A 15,565-nucleotide genomic window follows, 5' to 3' on the forward strand; every position below is an offset into this window, starting at 1 on the left:
ATTGCACAAGCAGTCGCATTTCAATTGCACCGGTGTCCGCATGTGCGAGGATGTTTGTATCAAGGGAGCGGTTAGGCGCTCGGTCAGTCCGGCATAAAAGCAAGCTCGCCATTGACGGTATTCAGCCCGTAGATAGAGCATGTACGTGGCTTGATCGTTCCCAAAGCACCAGCTAGTTGGTGTGTGAAAGCCTCGGGCCGCTCAGTATACGGGTGGCTCGGGGCTTTCTTGCATCTAGTGCAGACCCAGGAGGGGTGAAGTGAAACGGTTGGCATATGCAACGCTCGTGTCCGGGCTCATGACAGGCGTCCTGTTGTCGTCAGGGACTGCCAGAGCAGAAGAATGGTATTTCAACAGCGAGCCAAACGCGTTCCAGGGCGCGGTGAATGACGCCTTCATTGTCACTAATCGGCAGATGATGACCGGCTTTACGTGCCGCAATAATTTCGACATGGCGATGAATTTGGTCACGCCCGAGAGGTTCAAAGGCGATCGCGTAGAAGGGAAGGCGACGCTCGCAATCATCGTCGATGACTTGCCGCCCACCGAAATCCCCGCCAAGCTCTTGGTGAACAACAACAATAAGTTCCTCTTCAAGGCAGACGATGCGGAGACCACCCGCACCCATGTCCTCACCATTGCCAAGCTCGTCCGCACGGCAAGTACAAGGTTTGCTGTTGCCGGCATGCTGGACGGTCAGATCATGCACTCGAGCAACTTCGACCTGATTGGTATGCCGAAAGCATTGGGCCAGCTCCTTGCTGCGTGTCAGCGCTCAACCGACACGATGAAGACAGGCAGGACTCCCGTAGAGAAGTAATCAGGGCCGGAATAGGGCGTCGCTTCTCAGGAGGTGGCGCCTTTTGTTATGCAGTTGTTAGCCGTAGTTTGCGCTTAATTGCAAACTTCTCTGCAGGCAGTCGCTTTTCAATTGCACTCGCTCGTATGCAACGCAGAATGAGGACATCAACGGCATCCAACTAGGATTGAAGCGATGCAAACCTCCTCTTTCTCGGCTCTTCGTGCACCTGTCTCCCCGGTAGCTATGGCCCCGGTCGACCTCAAGAAGCTCGCTCGTACGAACCCCCGCAACTTCGCAGCCATGGACGCATCGACGGTCCTCTGCATGGCAGCCCGCGAGTTCAGCCGCATGTTCGGTTCGAAAGAAGAGGCAGTCGCCCAGTTGAAGACGCTGCCGGTTGTTCGCCAGCATGCACTCGACAAGTCGCTCGCCAAGGCAGACGCCAAGCGCCTCGGCCTCATTCGCAACTGAGACGTCAGGAGTAGACGATGAAACGCGAGATCATCGGGCTCAAGCCTGGCTGTTGTGGCTGTTGCCCAGGCCACGATGAGTTCCCCGATGACAGCTACGGTAATCGTCGATCGAAGAGAGCCCGGTCGGAAGGCAAGGCTCGTGAGCACCGGCTTGTTCGCCGCGTGATGAAGGTTCGCACAAAGGCTGAAGCCAATGAGTAATACGCAAGAGAAGCTGCCCGACGGCTACGATGTACGTCTGCTGGGCTTCAAGAAGTGGGCCTGCATCGCACCCGACGGCACGCAGATAGCCGTTTGCACCAACCTCCGCTACGCCGCCAGCCGTTGCCAGCGCCACTCTGTCGGACTCAAGTTTTGATAGCAGTTTGCAATTAATTGCACAGCCAGGAGAATGAACGCATGAACGACACCACGAACGATAGTGGCGAAGTCAACTTCGCCGAGCGCGAGGCCAGGATCAGGGACAACCCGAGCATGGACGACTGTTACGCAACCGGCCGTTCGCACTTTGGCTACGGCTGGGCCTGCACGCCCTGGGGCCATTGGAGTGACGAGCAGAAAGAGGCCTATCGCGCTGGCTACCAGGCCGCGAAGCAGAAAGGCTGACCAGTGGCACGTAGTACCGCTCAGAAGGTCGCCCCGGCTAGCCGCCACAAGGCCCGCTCGAGGGAGTTCCTGGAGCTCGTCGGCAAGATCTCCATGCTGGAAGGCTGGCGTGAGTACGACGCCCTGACGAAGTGGCTGGAGGCTGCCACCTGTGCGCTCCGCAATCCGGTGCTCAGGACGATCGGCGACAAGCTCACGTGGGACGAGAACGAGGCCCGCTACATGAAGATCGTGCACTCGTGCCGGCACCCGGATGACACGATGGGCGCCATGAGCAAGATGCTGGCAGTTGCTCAGCTCGCACTCGACGAGGAGCCGTCTGACTTCATTGGGCCGATGTTCATGGAGGTCGCAGCCAACTCGCACGTCGGTCAGTTCTTCACGCCGCATGAGCTCTCGATAGTTGCCGCCCGCATGACAATGGCGAACCCTCGCGACATGCTCGAGGCTGTCATGAAGGACGAGGGCCGTGATCACCTGATGCTGTGCGAGCCCGCGTGCGGTGTTGGCGGAATGGTGTTAGCAGCCAATCAGGTGATGCGGGAGTTCAACCTCGATCCCGCGCGACACGCCCACTGGGTCTGCACGGACATAGATCTGAAGGCCGTCTGCGGCGCCTACATTCAGCTGACCTTGACTGACACGTCAGCCGTTGTCGTCCACGGCAACACGATCACGCGCGAGATGTTCGATGTCCTGATCACGGCGCCGGCCCTGCGCTACCCGAAGCGCAAGCTGCATCCCGATCACGTAGTCGAGCCCGCTCTGGTGGAGTAGTGTGCAATTAATTGCAAATTTAAGCAGGTGCAGTCGCTTTCTAATTGACCCCGCTCGTATGGGGCGCAGAGTACGTATAGACAACTTGGCAAACTAGGATTGAACCCCATGATCGCACTGAACGCCCTCCAGAAGACGGACATCAAATCGGTTTACACAGGCCGCGCTGGCAAGTGCTGCTGCGGATGCGCCGGCACCCACTCGGAGAAGCCAGCCACCAAGACGTATGTGCTGAACATCCTGAAGAAGAACGCAGCCGACGTTGACGATGACGGAGACAATCTCTCGGTTGAAATCGGTGGCCGCCTGTACGTCGCCTACCGCACGCAAGAAGCCCAGAACGCAGTCCAGAACGCAAGAGCCGCCTGATGAACCGCAAGTCCCAGAAGAAGCTGTCCCGCCTGATGAACGACCTGTTCGCACCCGATCGGGTTCGCGAGAGCGGGATGCAGGCCTCGATCGACCGCATGCTTGCAGCCAAGAAAGCCAAAGAGCAGGCCGCAGCGGGCAATTAATTGCAATTTCTCAGCAGGAGTCGTCGCATTTCAATTGACCACGCTCGCATGGGGCGCAGAGTGATTGCAGAACATATGGCAACTAGGAGTGAGCGCCATGATCGATGTCAGCAAGATCCGCCCGGTCGACCTTTACAACTGCGTGAGCGCGGTGGAGTTCGAGCTGGAGATTGAGATCGGCAAAGATGAAGTAGTCGACATCGCCCTTGGCACGCATGAAGCGTTCGGCCCTGAGACGGGTGTCGCCAAGATTGTCCGCGAAGTCCTCACAGAGGCGCAACAGGAGACCCAGCAGTGAAACTAGCCACTTACATTGACCAGCTGACAACCGCCGGAATTGAGCCTAAGATCGCCACAGCTCATGCTAAGGCGCTCGAAACCATGCTCGATGACAAGTACGTCACCAAGGATTACCTGGACGCCAAGCTGTCCGACGTGAAGGCTGTGCTCTTCCAGACCGTGGGCATTGCCGGTATCTTCCTCGCGATCATGAAGCTGACGGCTCACTGAAGGTGGCCGAGTACTGGCTCACGGGCGTCAATCCGTCCGACGGGGTGAAGATCTACGTCAAACGTATCGGCCCGCACCGCTTCTGGCACGAGGACCGGCTTGAATGGGTGCGCGACGTTGCGCAAGCCACTCGCTTCACCGAAGCCCAGGCGCAGACGAACTACTGGCGATTGAAACGCCTCATGCGCGGCGGCTACCAACTCACGACTGAGATAGCAAGCCCGAAGCGCTAAGAAAGCGCTAACGCCGAGTGTATGCCCGACGTTTAGCAAGCCGAGGATTTGCAATTAAATTCACTTGACCCGCCCCGGTCAGGTCGCAGTATGAAGCCATCACTAGGAGTGCAAGATGACTGAAGAGAAGACTGGAAAGAAGCCAGAAGACCCTCCGAATTTCACAGTGACCGTCGAGCGCATGCCTGGCGAGGTGTATAGGGCAACCGTTGGCCGGTTTGTCGGCGAGGGCAAAGAGAAGGTGTTCGCGATCCACGCGTGCTGGGAGTCGAAGAGCCAAGCCATCGCCATCAAGCGCGCCCTGGAGGAGTTTGAGGAGAACGTCGGCAAGAAGGAGCTGGAAGCCGACCACGATGCTCCGTGGGTCAAGCGGTCGGTGCCGGCTGATCTGCATTAAGCAAGCGTAGGAGAGTAGACGTGCCGAGGTTCAAAGTAACAGTTCAGCAGATGGTCGTAGAGGCGGCCGACATCGCAGTCAACGCCGACAGCTTGGAAGAAGCCGTCAAGCTCGTCAGGCAAGGTATCGATGACGGCACGATTGTTCCCGAGTGGAAGGACGAGCTCGCTCCGATATCGATCGACCATATAGGCGTCAAGATCAGGTCCGTCGTTTCGATCGATTGAGCATAATGCAATTAATTGCAAATACAATCTAGGAGCACGTCGTTGCCGAAGTACACTGTCCGCGTGAAGCAGTACGTGGAAGAGGTCGCTGAGTTCGAAGTCGAAGCCGACAATGACGAAGAGGCCATGGCCCTCGTCAAGTACGGTCTCGAGCATAGCTCGATTGATCTCGATTGGAAGGAAGGCAACGAGGCGCTCGGCCTGCGAGTAGCAACGCTGACCGAGAAGAAGCCTGACGACCCGAAACGTCTGAATTGAGCAGGAGAGCGCCGTGCCGAAGTACAAAGTAACGATCCAGCAGTTCGTCGAAGAGGTGGCTGAAGTGACGATCACTGCCGCCAGTCCCGAAGAGGCCATGCAACTCGCTCAGGAGGGTGTGGATGACGGCTCGCTCGATATCGACTGGAGTGATGGCTCTGACGTCATGGAGGCGAAGGCCATCCGCGCCAGACCGATTGCCAGAAAGGTAAGTAAGCCTGTTGAGCCGGATGATTGGATTGTAGTTTGCAATTAATTGCAAATTCAGTCGCTTTCAGTTTGACCCCGCTCGACTGCATCGCAGAATGAACGGGTCAAGCAATTCATCACTAGGAGTGAATGATGAAACGCGAATTTATCCTCCAGACTGAAATGACCGGCGAAGGCGCCCACCGCGCAATGGCGTTCGAGTGGACCGAGTATCGCGGCAGCCCGTACCTCAGCCTCCTTGAATGCTGGGAGTCGCCCTGCCCGAAGACCTCGCTCAACAAGCTGCGCCGCGAGCTCAAGAAGACGTACGGCGACTACAGCCTGAAGCGGGCAGCATGAGGAGTAGCACATTGCTGAAGTATGACCCCGAAATCGTTGCGCTTGCGTGCCGTATGGTCGAGCTGAGATTGGCCTACACCCGCGTGAACGATCGGTACGCCAAGTACCAGTCTGAGTGGCTCGATGTAACGCGGCGCCACGTGTGGGCGGCCTACACGGAGACAGTCGAGACGCTCAAGGCCACCGCCGAAGCGAAAGGATTAGACGAAACGAAAGGGAAGCCCGATGTCGACGCCTAAGAAACTGAAGCCACTGCTCGCCCTGAGCAAGGTACCTAACCTGCACACGGAAGTGACATGGCCCAAGATGATGAGCACGAAGCTCGACGGCTTCCGGTGCCTGATTGTTGAGGGTGAGCCGCGCTCTCGCAAGCTGCTCGAAATCCCGAACCTGCATGTCAGGCGGCACCTGACCAGCCTTCCACACGGCCTCGACGGCGAGCTGACCGTGGGAGCACCGAACGATCCGAACGTCTTCACGAACACGGCGAAGGGCGTGGGCAAGCAATCAGGAGAACCCGACTTCACGTTCTGGGTGTTCGACGACTTCTCGCTCGATGCGCCGTTCATGACCCGGCACGAGAATGCACGCACTGTGGTTGAGAGCCTGAACCTGCCGTACGTCAAGCTGCTGCCGCATGTGCATGTGAAGTCGGCCGACGAATCTGATGACATGAGCCGCTGGTGGTTCGACCAGGGTTACGAAGGAGCGATCCTGAGATCGATAGCAGGCCAGTACAAGTATGGCCGCTCGACGCTGAACGAGCAGATCATGCTGAAGATCAAGTTCTGGGAGGACACCGAAGGCGAAATCCTGGCAGTCCACGAGCAGGAGTCGAACACGAACGAAGCTCAGGTCGATGAGTTGGGCCACACGAAGCGCTCGACAGCCAAGGCCGGCAAGGTCGCCAACGGCACGCTGGGTGCAGTCGATGTCCGCTGGAACAACGGCAAGGAGACCGTCGAGTTCAGCTTGGCAGCCGGCGTGGCTGCGCTCTGGGCGATCAAGGACGAGCTGCCAGGCCAGATGGTCAGCTTCAAGTTCAACGGTATCGGCGTCAACGGCCGTCCCCGTTTCCCGATCTGGAAAGGCCTAAGAAGTGCAATTGATTGCACGACAGCAGATGCTGCGGTCAATGGCGATGCCGACCGCGCCTGTTCGCGTTTCCGGGTGTCTGGCTGCGCTGCAACGGACTGGTGAAGATGGACGGTCCCAATGTCGAGACGACGACGATGCCGAACTCACGGATGCGATCAATCACGAACGGATGCCCGTCCTGTTGAGCGAGCAAGCCGACTCCGAGACGTGGTTCTCGAGTCATCGGCCTAGATTTTCACACTGGCGCGGGGCTATGATCCCCGCCGCGATGCGCATTCTGCAGACCGGCCGGATCGCATCGACGTTGCGAGTCTGGGTAGAGCCTGCACATGGTTCTGATCTCGGCCGTGAACTTATAAACACCCCCGCTATCCGCCCCATTAGAAACCGCTTTTGAGCGATAAACTGCCGTTGGCAAACCGTACCGCCGCGATGGGCCAATGGCGGACATTTGAGCAAATCGGGGAAGGTTTCGGGATTAGAGTGGCAAGCACCCCGCCGACATACCCTCGCTTCCGCGTTGATGCGTCGGATCCAAATTCCGATCGCTGACCTAAGGGCAGCGCTTCAAACAAAAGGTTCGACCTCAATCGTTACGTGAGAAAGCTCGTGAATGTCCGACAGCTTTTCCCGGTAGTGCGATGGCGCGCGTGGGGCTTTGCACTTGAGGGCGATGATGGCGCCATGGTGCCCCGGCCCGAGCTGCCACACGTGCAAGTCGGTAATCTGATCCTGCGGGGTTTCAAGCGCGTGGCGGATTTCTCCCGGTAACTCTTCGTGGGAAGGGTTGTAGTCGAGGAGAACGCCGCCGGCATCGCGGATCAGTCCCCAAGACCAGTTTGCGATGACGATGGCGCCGACCACACCCATGACGGGGTCGAGCCATATCCAGCCGTAAAGACTACCCGCGGTCAGAGCGACAATCGCGAGAACCGAAGTCAGCGCATCGGCGAGCACATGGACGTAGGCCGCGCGTAAGTTGTTATCTTGGCCCTTGCCGTGGTGATGTTGATGGTGGGCATGGTCGTGACTGTGCCCAAGGTCGTGATGGTCCTCATTGCGCAGCAGCCATGCGCTGGCGATGTTCACCGCTAGACCCAACACGGCCACGGCGATCGCTTGATGGAAATCTATTTGAACCGGCTTGGCAAGGCGGAGCAGGCTTTCCCATCCGATGAGTACGGCAATCAGTGCAAGAACAATGGCACTGGCAAAGCCCGCGAGGTCGCCCATCTTGCCCGTTCCAAAGGTGAACCGGGCGTTCCTGGCGTTTCGGCGCGCGTAATAATAAGCGACCAACGCCATGATCATGGCGGCAGCGTGGGTGGCCATGTGCCAGCCGTCGGCGACCAACGCCATCGACCCGAAAATGGTCCCGGCAATGATCTCACCCGCCATCATGGTCGACGTACGGTATTCGTTGCGGTCGTGGCCGCTGCCAAGGAAAACGTGGTCATGCCCACTGGTGGGCACGTGGGCGGAAATCATGTCAGATAGCTCCTGATGACGTTGATGAGTTCGGCGCCCCCTTTGGACCTGATCCGCTCATCCGCGACGTCGACGACGTGGTTCCGGATATGGTCTTCAATCAATTCGGCGGTCAGCCCGTTGATGGCACCGCGAACGGACGCCACAAGATTGAGCACCTCATGGCAGGCCGCTTCGGCCTCAACGGCGCGCTCGATGGCTTCCATTTGCCCCTTCAACCGGCGGACCCGGGCGAGAAGCTTCGGTTTCATGGCGATGGTGTGTGGCATAGGATAGGGGTCTACCTTCTTTCAGTATAGCTTGGAGTTGATCGAAGTAGGCCGCACAAACAGCTAGGTCCGGCCGCAAGCGTGGCGATATGACAACGTTTCAGCCGCCACGCGTGCCAAAGCGTGGCTTGGCGCACTTGCGGCGGGCCGGCCGTCGTACTAGTTATTGAGTCGTTGGCTGCTACAGATCGGACGACCGTGCGATACTGGGTTAAATTTCTGGCGCTTATGGCCCTCATGATGCTGGGCTTGACGACGGCCGCCAGCGCCCATGGTGGCGTGGACGAGGACGTGTCCGCGAGGCCCGTAATGGCCGGCCAAGTTCATGCTGACACCGACGCGAAGATCCTTGGGACGTCCGCGCAATACTTCGAAGCGAGCGAACTCCCCGTCGGCCGTCCCTGCACGGGCGCATGTTGCTGTTTGGGAATATCTCACTGCGCCCCCTGTGGGCCGTCCGCGTCGGCGTTGCAGGGTGTCGGCGCCGGAATCAATTACGATCCAGCCGTCAAGCGAATCAACGTCGCCTATAATTCTTTAGCGAAGACACTCGACCGCAAATTCGGTCTCGAAAGACCTCCAAGAGTCTAATTGCGCCCAAACGGCGCCGACCCGTTGCCGGTCGAGTGCGATAAAGGCATAGCCGCCTCTTCGCGCCACATTCTCGTACATGTCGGCTTTTTGCGTCTTATGCGCCCCCACGGCCATTGGATTCGGAACGCACGCCATGGTGACCGCATGACCTCCAGATGTGAGGTTTCCAATGCTAGTTCGTGTTTTGATAGCAGCGCTCCTGGTGCCCACCCTTACCGCTTGGGGTGAAGCGCCCACTTGGCCGGTCAGTGGGCCCATGCCGGACAGGCCGGTCTCCGTGCGCGAACAGTCCTACGCCCCTGTGAACGCAGGCGCGAAGTCCTATCGGCCGGTCGAACCGATGCCCTGGGGCGACATCAATCGCCGCGTCGCGCCAAAGCAACCGGACGCCAAACCAAATTCGCAGGGCCACGACGCTCACTGAGCGTCATCGTTACGGGGGAAAGACAACGCATGCACGGGGGAACGTTGCGGTGGACATGGCGCGGGGGTGCTCGATCCATCGGAATAACAACAGTCGCGGCGGCTGGGCTCGCGCTCGGCGGTTGCGCTCATTTTTCGAAGGATGGCGGGATGACACTCGTCGCGGACCAGACTGGCAGCGTTCTTGGAACGCCGGCCGTAAAGATTAGGGATGAGGCCGACGCCGCAGCCGCAAAGGCGCGCGTGGGATCGCTTTTGGCGAGACCGCTTACCGCCAGCGGCGCGGTGGAGATCGCGTTGCTCAACAACCGCGCACTTCAGGCCGCATACAACGATCTCGGTGTTTCCGAGGCCGATCTTGTGCAGGCGAGTCTTCCGCCCGCTCCCACGTTTTCGTTGGTGCATCTGACGGGCGCCGAGCTTGAGGTTGAGCGGCTGGTCACGCAGAACATCCTCGCCCTGCTTACGCTGCCGCGCCGTCGCGAGATTGCGCAGGACACGTTCAAAGTCGCCCAGGCTCGCGCGATTGAAGCCACACTCGCCACGGCGGCCGAAGCGCGTCGCGCCTATTACCGCGCCGTGGCGGCCGGGCAAACGGTGAAGTTTCTTGAACAGTCTCGCGCCGCTGCCGACGCGGTGTCGGAACTGGCAAAGAAACTGGGCGAGACCGGCGCCTTACCGAAGCTCGACCAGGCGCGGGAGCACGCGTTCTACGCGGAAGTTAGCGGACAGCTCGCGGTCGCGCGTCTTAAACAACGCGGCGAACGCGAGAAACTCAATCGCGTGCTGGGGCTGTGGGGCGGTGAGCTCGTTTATCGACTCCCCGATAAACTTCAGGCGCTGCCACCGAAGCCACGAACGTCAGCCGATGTGGAGACCGAGGCGGTCACCTCGCGCATCGATCTTCAGATCGCGCGAATGGAGCTTGCCGCATTGTCCAAAGAGTACGGACTTACGCACGCGCTACGCTTCATCGATATGCTTGAGGCGAGCGGCGTAAGCCGGAATGAAATCAAAAGCGGCGAGCGGACGCCCCGCAACGGCTACGAACTGAGCTTGCAAATCCCGATCTACGATTTCGGTGAGGTCAAGACCAAACGCGCCGAAGAAACCTATCTCCGTGCCGTCAATCTGCTCATGGACAAGGCGGTCAATGTGCGCGCGGACGCGCGCCAGTCGTATCAAGTCTATCGTGGCGCGTACGACATCGCGCGCTACTACGACAAAGAAATCCTGCCATTGCGCGAGATCATCTCAGAGCAAACGCTGCTCAACTACAACGGCATGTTGTCTGACTTGTTCGGTTTACTCACAGACGCGCGGGACCGCATCAGCGCCAACGTTCAATCCATCGACGCCAAGCGGGATTTTTGGCTCGCAGATGTAGACCTCCATGCCGCGATCGTCGGGGGAGGTGGGATGAGCACCGTCGGCGGGGGCCAAATGCAGCGAACATCAGCACAGAACGACTAACGAAGGAACGAAGCTCATGACCGTTTCGCGTCGCAACTTCCTTGCAACCTCCGGGCTGGCGCTCGCGAGCGTGACGCAGGTGACCGGCCGTGTCGCCGCCGCGTCGATCCCCGAAGCGGCCACGCAGGCTTCGCCGTTAATGCAGCCGCCTCTGTATCCGTCGAGTGGTCCCGACTACCAACCAGTTGTCACCCTCAACGGGTGGACGTTGCCCTGGCGGCAGAACGGCGACTGGAAAGAGTTTCACCTCGTCGCCGAGCCGGTGGTCCGAGAAATCGCGCCGGGAATGAAGGCACATCTGTGGGGCTACAACGGGCAATCACCTGGACCCACCATCGAAGCTGTCGAAGGCGACAAGGTCCGCATCTTCGTCACCAACAAGCTCCCCGAGCACACGACCATCCATTGGCACGGCATGCCGGTGCCCAACGGCATGGACGGCGTCGGAGGGCTAACGCAGCCGCAGATCAAACCCGGCCAGACCTTCGCCTACGAATTCGAGATCCGCCGCTCGGGCACCTTCATGTACCACCCGCACGCCGACGAGATGCTGCAAATGGCCATGGGCATGATGGGCTTCTTCGTGGTGCATCCGAAGGATGCCAGCCAGCATCGTGTCGACCGCGACTTCGTGTTCCTCCTCAACGCCTACGACATCGAGCCGGGTGCGTACGTGCCCAAGGTCAACACCATGCTCGATTTCAACCTCTGGACCTTCAACAGCCGGGCCTTTCCCGGCATCGACCACATGGTCGTGCGCAAGGACGACCGCGTCCGCATTCGCTTCGGCAATCTTACAATGACCAATCATCCCATCCATTTGCACGGGCATGAGTTCGAAGTGACTTGTACTGATGGTGGCTGGACCAGACCTGAATCGCGTTGGCCCGAGGTGACGGTCGATTGCGCCGTCGGACAGATGCGGGCCGTTGAATTCATCGCGAGCCAGCCGGGCGACTGGGCGTTCCACTGCCACAAGTCACACCACACGATGAATGCTATGGGCCACGATGTGAAAACCTACGTCGGCGTCGATCTCAAAAGCATGCGGCAAAAAATCTCGAAGGTCGTGCCGGGCGGCTACATGCCCATGGGACAGGCGGGCGGCGCGGATATGGCCGAAATGGAAATGCCGCTACCCGACAACACCTTGCCGATGATGACGGGCTACGGCCAATACGGCCCCATCGAAATGGGCGGCATGTTCACCGTAATGAAGGTCCGCGAGGACCTCGATCGCAACGACTACAAGGACCCCGGCTGGTTCAAGCATCCCGAAGGCACCGTTGCGCGCGAGTGGACCGGCAAACTTGCCAAGGCGCAGGAGGCCCCCTCCGCCGAAACCAATCCAGACGATGTCGATCTGCGGGTGGTGAAGCCCACAGGTCCGATGAATCATTGATCAATCAACAGGGAGAAAAATCATCCATGCTTCGTACACTTCGAGTTCTCGCGGCGGCCGCGTTTAGCGTCGCGCTGACGTTCGGCTACATGCCGTCGATGCTGCCGCACGCCATGGCGCACGAGGGCGCTGACGACGACGATTATGCCGCCGGCGAACCCGGAGATGCCACCAAGCCGTTTCGGGTTGTGGAGATCACGATGCGCGAGAGCGACGGCGCGATGACGTATTCTCCGGATTCCGTCGATGTGAAGCAAGGCGAGCAAATCAAATTCATCGTGAAAAATACCGGGGCGCTCAAGCACGAGTTCTTCCTCGATTCGGAGCAGCACAACGCTCATCACAAGCTCGAAATGCAGAAAAACCCCGAGATGGAGCACGATGATCCGAACGCGCAAAGCATTGAGCCGGGTAAGCAGGTCGAAATCCTCTGGAAGTTCTCGAAGGCCGGTACCTTCGAGTTCGCATGCCTCATCCCTGGCCACTACGAGGCGGGAATGCACGGCAAGGTCGTCGTCAAATGACGCGACTGGGACGGGGGAATGTGTTGAGCAACTTAGGAGTTCACAGCATGAAACGAGTGAAAGCCACACTTTTCGGCGCAGCGCTGCTGTCGCTGCTGTCTTTTAACGGTTTGGCATCCGCCGAAGAGACCAAGGCGCTTCCGATGATCAACGGCGAAGTCAAAAAAGTCGATGAGTCCGCCGGCAAAATGACGATCAAGCACGACGCCATCACCAATCTCGACATGGGCGCTATGACGATGGTGTTCAAAGCCAATGACCCGGCGATGCTCAAGCAGGTGAAGCCTGGCGACAAGATCAAGTTCAGCGCCGACAAGGTCAACGGCCAGCTTACGGTCATGATGGTTGGGAAGGCCAAGTGACCGGCAGCGGGCGGCCTTCGTACCCCCGTCGGCCGTCCGCGATTCGTGCAAATTTCAATCACGCTGTTTCAGCGGTGAGGGACGGCATGCCAACTGACGCTAACAACGAAAACATCCACGCTTCAGTTGCGCCAAAGCGGACCGCCATGGCGCAGCCGACGCGCCGAACGGCCTGCATTTTGGCGGCTTGGCTTTTGCTTATCGCCGGCTCACGAACCGCAGTCGCGGACATCGTGACCGATTGCAGGTCCGGCAATCCAGCGCGGGCGATAGAGGGCTGTAGCATCGTCATTGATAGCGGTATGACGGCGCCCATGGATTTGGCCACTGCTTACACCTACCGCGCCAACGCATCCGAAACAGTCGGTAAACATGGCGACGCGCTCACCGACCTCAATAAGGCAATCGCGCTGAACCCGAATCTCGCGGGCCTCTACAGTAATCGCGGAAACGTTTACATGTCGCTCGGAGACGAAGACCAGGCGCTTGCGGACTACACCCAGGCGATCCAACTCGACCTGAACTTTGCGGGGGCCTACTTCAATCGCGGGAATGTCTATAGCCGCAGGGGCGACCTCGATAGCGCTTTGACGGACCTCACGGCGGCTGTGCACCTAAATCCCACGTACGCTCCCGCCTACTTTAATCGCGGCATTGTCTATTTCCGCATGGGCCGCGCGGCCGATGCGACGGTAGACTTCCGAAAAACCCTAGCACTGAATCCACAACATGAGGGGGCTCTGAGTGCTCTGAGACTTTTGGAAAAAACAGCGCACACAAAGTAGTTGCTTGCCTGAATGGCACAGCAACTGTCCTTGCAATCAAATTCATTCCTCGCAAGCTTAGGGGTTCGATTCCGCCTCTCGGGACTCGGGCTTGGTACACGCGCGCGGTTGCGCTCCGTTACCGACGAAGACCGGCGCGAATCCACCGCCCGGTGTCCGGAAGTTGGTGGTTTGCCCTTCGTAAAGGCGGGCGGCAATCAATTGAACCTGGCCGGCGTAGGTGTAATTCCGCAGGTCCGCCTTCATGGCCTGGATTTGACCATCGATCGAAATCGTCCGGGTGCTTGGGGGCACAATCGCCTGCGCCACGTAATCTCCGGTCAAGATCTCGGTCCATACCTTGCGGGTGACCTTGTCGCCACGATAAGCCGCTTTGCTGCCGAAACCTGCACTCGGCTTGAAGAACAGCTTGCTGCGGCGGCTCCACAATTCTTCAGGCTCGGCGAGCTTTACGAGTTCAGTCCGAGGTATGCCGTTAAGCAACGTCGCGATCAATTCCTCCGCGACGCCCCACTGCCGCAGGACTTTCTCGTCGCTAAGGACGACTAAGTTTTTCTTGTTGGCAAACAGAGCATGTGCGCGCGGATTGGGCGTTAACACCACTTGGCCGGCCAGATAGGCGTTTTGAAGGGCTTGGCACTCCGGCTGGCCCAAGTCGAAATCAGTGAGACGGTTATAGACGAGATCAACACGCTGCCCGGCGTGCCACAACGCGCCGTCACGCAGCGACAATGCGTCCGGAGTCGTGATGAATGCCGTTATGCCGTGGGCTTCAAACATCCTCTGGAACAGCACGAATTCCGGGTAGAGATATTGCTCGCTTGGCGACTGATCAACGATCGCGATCGATTGCAGTTGGCTCGTCCGACCTTGACGGCGCCATTCACGTTCGAAGCTGGACATAAACCGGTCGAGAAGGGCGGGCAGATCGCAAGGCATATCAGCGGAGATTGCCGCTTCATTGCAACAAGCCCGTTGAGCCTGCAACAGGTAGGCGTTGATGAGAGCGCCACCGGCATTGGTGTTGATCTCTATAAGTTTTGGACCGTCCGGACCCAAATGGAAATCATAGCCCATGAAGACCCCGATGGGCCCGGGCCGGAAGCGTGCGATCTCGGGCGCATAGTTCAAGACGGCGGATTGGTAGGATGGAAGACCGGCAACCGTCTCGATGCCGCGAATGATCGTCTGCATTTGTTCGGCGTGAGCTGGAGACAAGAACAACGGCTGCGCCGCCAACAAATAGGGACGCGTCTCGGAAAGCTCGCGGAAAAATCCGGGATCGTTCACCACGCCTTCGGCCGCTTGCCGCAGAGCCGCGATATCCAGCGTGACGCAGGCACAGTCGGTGTTGCGCTGTTCGATATTGTGCACCAATTCTGCGTTCATGCTCGCTCCTTTAATGCAGTCGATGTGTGTGGGGCAGCTATTTTTTGAGCAATAGGGCGACCAGTCACATCACCGAAACGTACCATCAATTTTATCGGACAATCCTAAGAAGATCGTGCCGCCGCCCCATTAGCAGGCCGAGCGGAGTGAGCGTGAGGAGATGCCGGCTGGAACTCGCTTCTTCTGTGGGTCTAAAGTGATCCGCGCAAATTTTTAGAATCCCCAGGAGAAAGATCGTGTCAAAGAACAACGATACGCTTCCAAGCGGGGGCAACGAGGGTGGCGAAAAGCCTCTCGGCCCGGAAGAGTTCTTAATTTTCGGCGACCTGCGATATTCGTTTATTGAGCCGACAAGTTGGCGCTTATTCGCATTCGCGTGATCGCGCTGGAGAACTTAATCGCATTGCTCGC

26 protein-coding genes are annotated in these 15,565 nt (G+C 58.7%); 23 read left to right on the top strand and 3 right to left on the bottom strand.

The window, feature by feature from the left end; genetic code table 11:
* Nucleotides 1-259 precede the first annotated feature (259 nt).
* The 17 genes from K2Q04_RS09360 (at nt 260) to K2Q04_RS09440 (ending at nt 6,547) form a co-directional block, all read left to right on the top strand.
* Nucleotides 260-820 carry a hypothetical protein gene (locus K2Q04_RS09360; RefSeq protein WP_291162353.1) on the top strand — a complete coding sequence of 187 codons (561 nt, stop codon included), beginning with the start codon at nt 260-262 and terminating at the stop codon, nt 818-820.
* A gap of 174 nt (nt 821-994) precedes the next feature.
* Nucleotides 995-1,273: a hypothetical protein gene (locus tag K2Q04_RS09365; protein WP_291162356.1), complete on the top strand. Its 279-nt coding sequence runs from the start codon at nt 995-997 to the stop codon at nt 1,271-1,273.
* Between the two features lie 195 nt (nt 1,274-1,468).
* A complete protein-coding gene (locus tag K2Q04_RS09370; protein WP_291162400.1) occupies nt 1,469-1,633 on the top strand; it encodes a hypothetical protein in 165 nt (54 codons plus the stop codon).
* 41 nt (nt 1,634-1,674) lie between these two features.
* Nucleotides 1,675-1,881, top strand: coding sequence for a hypothetical protein (locus tag K2Q04_RS09375; RefSeq protein ID WP_291162402.1), 207 nt, complete (start codon nt 1,675-1,677; stop codon nt 1,879-1,881).
* Between the two features lie 3 nt (nt 1,882-1,884).
* The gene (locus K2Q04_RS09380) at nt 1,885-2,658 is read left to right on the top strand and encodes an N-6 DNA methylase (protein WP_291162405.1); all 774 of its coding nucleotides are present in this window, start codon (nt 1,885-1,887) and stop codon (nt 2,656-2,658) included.
* A 108-nt stretch (nt 2,659-2,766) separates the two neighbouring features.
* Nucleotides 2,767-3,027 carry a hypothetical protein gene (locus K2Q04_RS09385; protein ID WP_291162408.1) on the top strand — a complete coding sequence of 87 codons (261 nt, stop codon included), beginning with the start codon at nt 2,767-2,769 and terminating at the stop codon, nt 3,025-3,027.
* A complete protein-coding gene (locus tag K2Q04_RS09390; RefSeq protein WP_291162411.1) occupies nt 3,027-3,173 on the top strand; it encodes a hypothetical protein in 147 nt (48 codons plus the stop codon). Before K2Q04_RS09385 ends, K2Q04_RS09390 begins: the two co-directional genes overlap by 1 nt.
* Before the next feature lie 97 nt (nt 3,174-3,270).
* The gene (locus tag K2Q04_RS09395) at nt 3,271-3,471 is read left to right on the top strand and encodes a hypothetical protein (RefSeq protein ID WP_291162414.1); all 201 of its coding nucleotides are present in this window, start codon (nt 3,271-3,273) and stop codon (nt 3,469-3,471) included.
* Nucleotides 3,468-3,683, top strand: coding sequence for a hypothetical protein (locus tag K2Q04_RS09400; RefSeq protein WP_291162416.1), 216 nt, complete (start codon nt 3,468-3,470; stop codon nt 3,681-3,683). Before K2Q04_RS09395 ends, K2Q04_RS09400 begins: the two co-directional genes overlap by 4 nt.
* Nucleotides 3,684-3,685: 2 nt before the next feature.
* Nucleotides 3,686-3,916 carry a hypothetical protein gene (locus K2Q04_RS09405; RefSeq protein WP_291162419.1) on the top strand — a complete coding sequence of 77 codons (231 nt, stop codon included), beginning with the start codon at nt 3,686-3,688 and terminating at the stop codon, nt 3,914-3,916.
* A 115-nt stretch (nt 3,917-4,031) separates the two neighbouring features.
* Nucleotides 4,032-4,313 carry a hypothetical protein gene (locus K2Q04_RS09410; RefSeq protein WP_291162420.1) on the top strand — a complete coding sequence of 94 codons (282 nt, stop codon included), beginning with the start codon at nt 4,032-4,034 and terminating at the stop codon, nt 4,311-4,313.
* Between the two features lie 20 nt (nt 4,314-4,333).
* Nucleotides 4,334-4,540, top strand: a complete 207-nt coding sequence (locus K2Q04_RS09415) for a hypothetical protein (RefSeq protein WP_291162422.1) — start codon at nt 4,334-4,336, stop codon at nt 4,538-4,540.
* A gap of 42 nt (nt 4,541-4,582) precedes the next feature.
* Entirely contained in the window at nt 4,583-4,798 is a 216-nt protein-coding gene (locus K2Q04_RS09420; RefSeq protein WP_291162424.1) for a hypothetical protein, read from the top strand.
* A gap of 13 nt (nt 4,799-4,811) precedes the next feature.
* The gene (locus K2Q04_RS09425) at nt 4,812-5,054 is read left to right on the top strand and encodes a hypothetical protein (RefSeq protein WP_291162426.1); all 243 of its coding nucleotides are present in this window, start codon (nt 4,812-4,814) and stop codon (nt 5,052-5,054) included.
* Nucleotides 5,055-5,140: 86 nt separating this feature from the next.
* Complete coding sequence (locus K2Q04_RS09430; RefSeq protein ID WP_291162429.1) at nt 5,141-5,347, top strand: hypothetical protein; 207 nt, start codon at nt 5,141-5,143, stop codon at nt 5,345-5,347.
* 11 nt (nt 5,348-5,358) lie between these two features.
* Nucleotides 5,359-5,586 (top strand): hypothetical protein, encoded by a 228-nt coding sequence (locus K2Q04_RS09435; protein WP_291162432.1) that lies wholly within the window; start codon nt 5,359-5,361, stop codon nt 5,584-5,586.
* Nucleotides 5,573-6,547: a hypothetical protein gene (locus tag K2Q04_RS09440; protein WP_291162437.1), complete on the top strand. Its 975-nt coding sequence runs from the start codon at nt 5,573-5,575 to the stop codon at nt 6,545-6,547. Before K2Q04_RS09435 ends, K2Q04_RS09440 begins: the two co-directional genes overlap by 14 nt.
* A gap of 465 nt (nt 6,548-7,012) precedes the next feature.
* Here the strand turns inward: K2Q04_RS09440 and dmeF are convergent, their stop codons facing one another.
* Nucleotides 7,013-7,933: a CDF family Co(II)/Ni(II) efflux transporter DmeF gene (gene dmeF, locus K2Q04_RS09445; protein ID WP_291162440.1), complete on the bottom strand. Its 921-nt coding sequence runs from the start codon at nt 7,931-7,933 to the stop codon at nt 7,013-7,015.
* Nucleotides 7,930-8,202 carry a metal/formaldehyde-sensitive transcriptional repressor gene (locus K2Q04_RS09450; RefSeq protein WP_291162442.1) on the bottom strand — a complete coding sequence of 91 codons (273 nt, stop codon included), beginning with the start codon at nt 8,200-8,202 and terminating at the stop codon, nt 7,930-7,932. Before K2Q04_RS09450 ends, dmeF begins: the two co-directional genes overlap by 4 nt.
* 763 nt (nt 8,203-8,965) lie before the next feature.
* Between K2Q04_RS09450 and K2Q04_RS09455 the strand changes: the two genes are divergently transcribed.
* From K2Q04_RS09455 to K2Q04_RS09480, 6 genes are all read left to right on the top strand, one after another.
* Nucleotides 8,966-9,220 carry a hypothetical protein gene (locus K2Q04_RS09455; RefSeq protein ID WP_291162445.1) on the top strand — a complete coding sequence of 85 codons (255 nt, stop codon included), beginning with the start codon at nt 8,966-8,968 and terminating at the stop codon, nt 9,218-9,220.
* A gap of 149 nt (nt 9,221-9,369) precedes the next feature.
* Nucleotides 9,370-10,692, top strand: coding sequence for a TolC family protein (locus K2Q04_RS09460; RefSeq protein ID WP_291162448.1), 1,323 nt, complete (start codon nt 9,370-9,372; stop codon nt 10,690-10,692).
* A gap of 16 nt (nt 10,693-10,708) precedes the next feature.
* Nucleotides 10,709-12,094: a copper oxidase gene (locus tag K2Q04_RS09465; protein ID WP_291162451.1), complete on the top strand. Its 1,386-nt coding sequence runs from the start codon at nt 10,709-10,711 to the stop codon at nt 12,092-12,094.
* 26 nt (nt 12,095-12,120) lie between these two features.
* On the top strand, nt 12,121-12,618 hold the full coding sequence (locus tag K2Q04_RS09470; RefSeq protein WP_291162454.1) for a cupredoxin family protein: 498 nt from the start codon (nt 12,121-12,123) through the stop codon (nt 12,616-12,618).
* 47 nt (nt 12,619-12,665) lie between these two features.
* Nucleotides 12,666-12,980, top strand: a complete 315-nt coding sequence (locus K2Q04_RS09475; protein WP_291162457.1) for a copper-binding protein — start codon at nt 12,666-12,668, stop codon at nt 12,978-12,980.
* 86 nt (nt 12,981-13,066) lie between these two features.
* Nucleotides 13,067-13,765, top strand: coding sequence for a tetratricopeptide repeat protein (locus K2Q04_RS09480; RefSeq protein ID WP_291162460.1), 699 nt, complete (start codon nt 13,067-13,069; stop codon nt 13,763-13,765).
* Between the two features lie 57 nt (nt 13,766-13,822).
* Here K2Q04_RS09480 and K2Q04_RS09485 read toward each other — a convergent pair whose 3' ends face one another.
* Nucleotides 13,823-14,959 (bottom strand): hypothetical protein, encoded by a 1,137-nt coding sequence (locus K2Q04_RS09485; RefSeq protein ID WP_291162463.1) that lies wholly within the window; start codon nt 14,957-14,959, stop codon nt 13,823-13,825.
* Nucleotides 14,960-15,565 lie beyond the last annotated feature (606 nt).

The organism is Hyphomicrobium sp., from assembly GCF_019753045.1.
Taxonomy (GTDB): domain Bacteria; phylum Pseudomonadota; class Alphaproteobacteria; order Rhizobiales; family Hyphomicrobiaceae; genus Hyphomicrobium_B.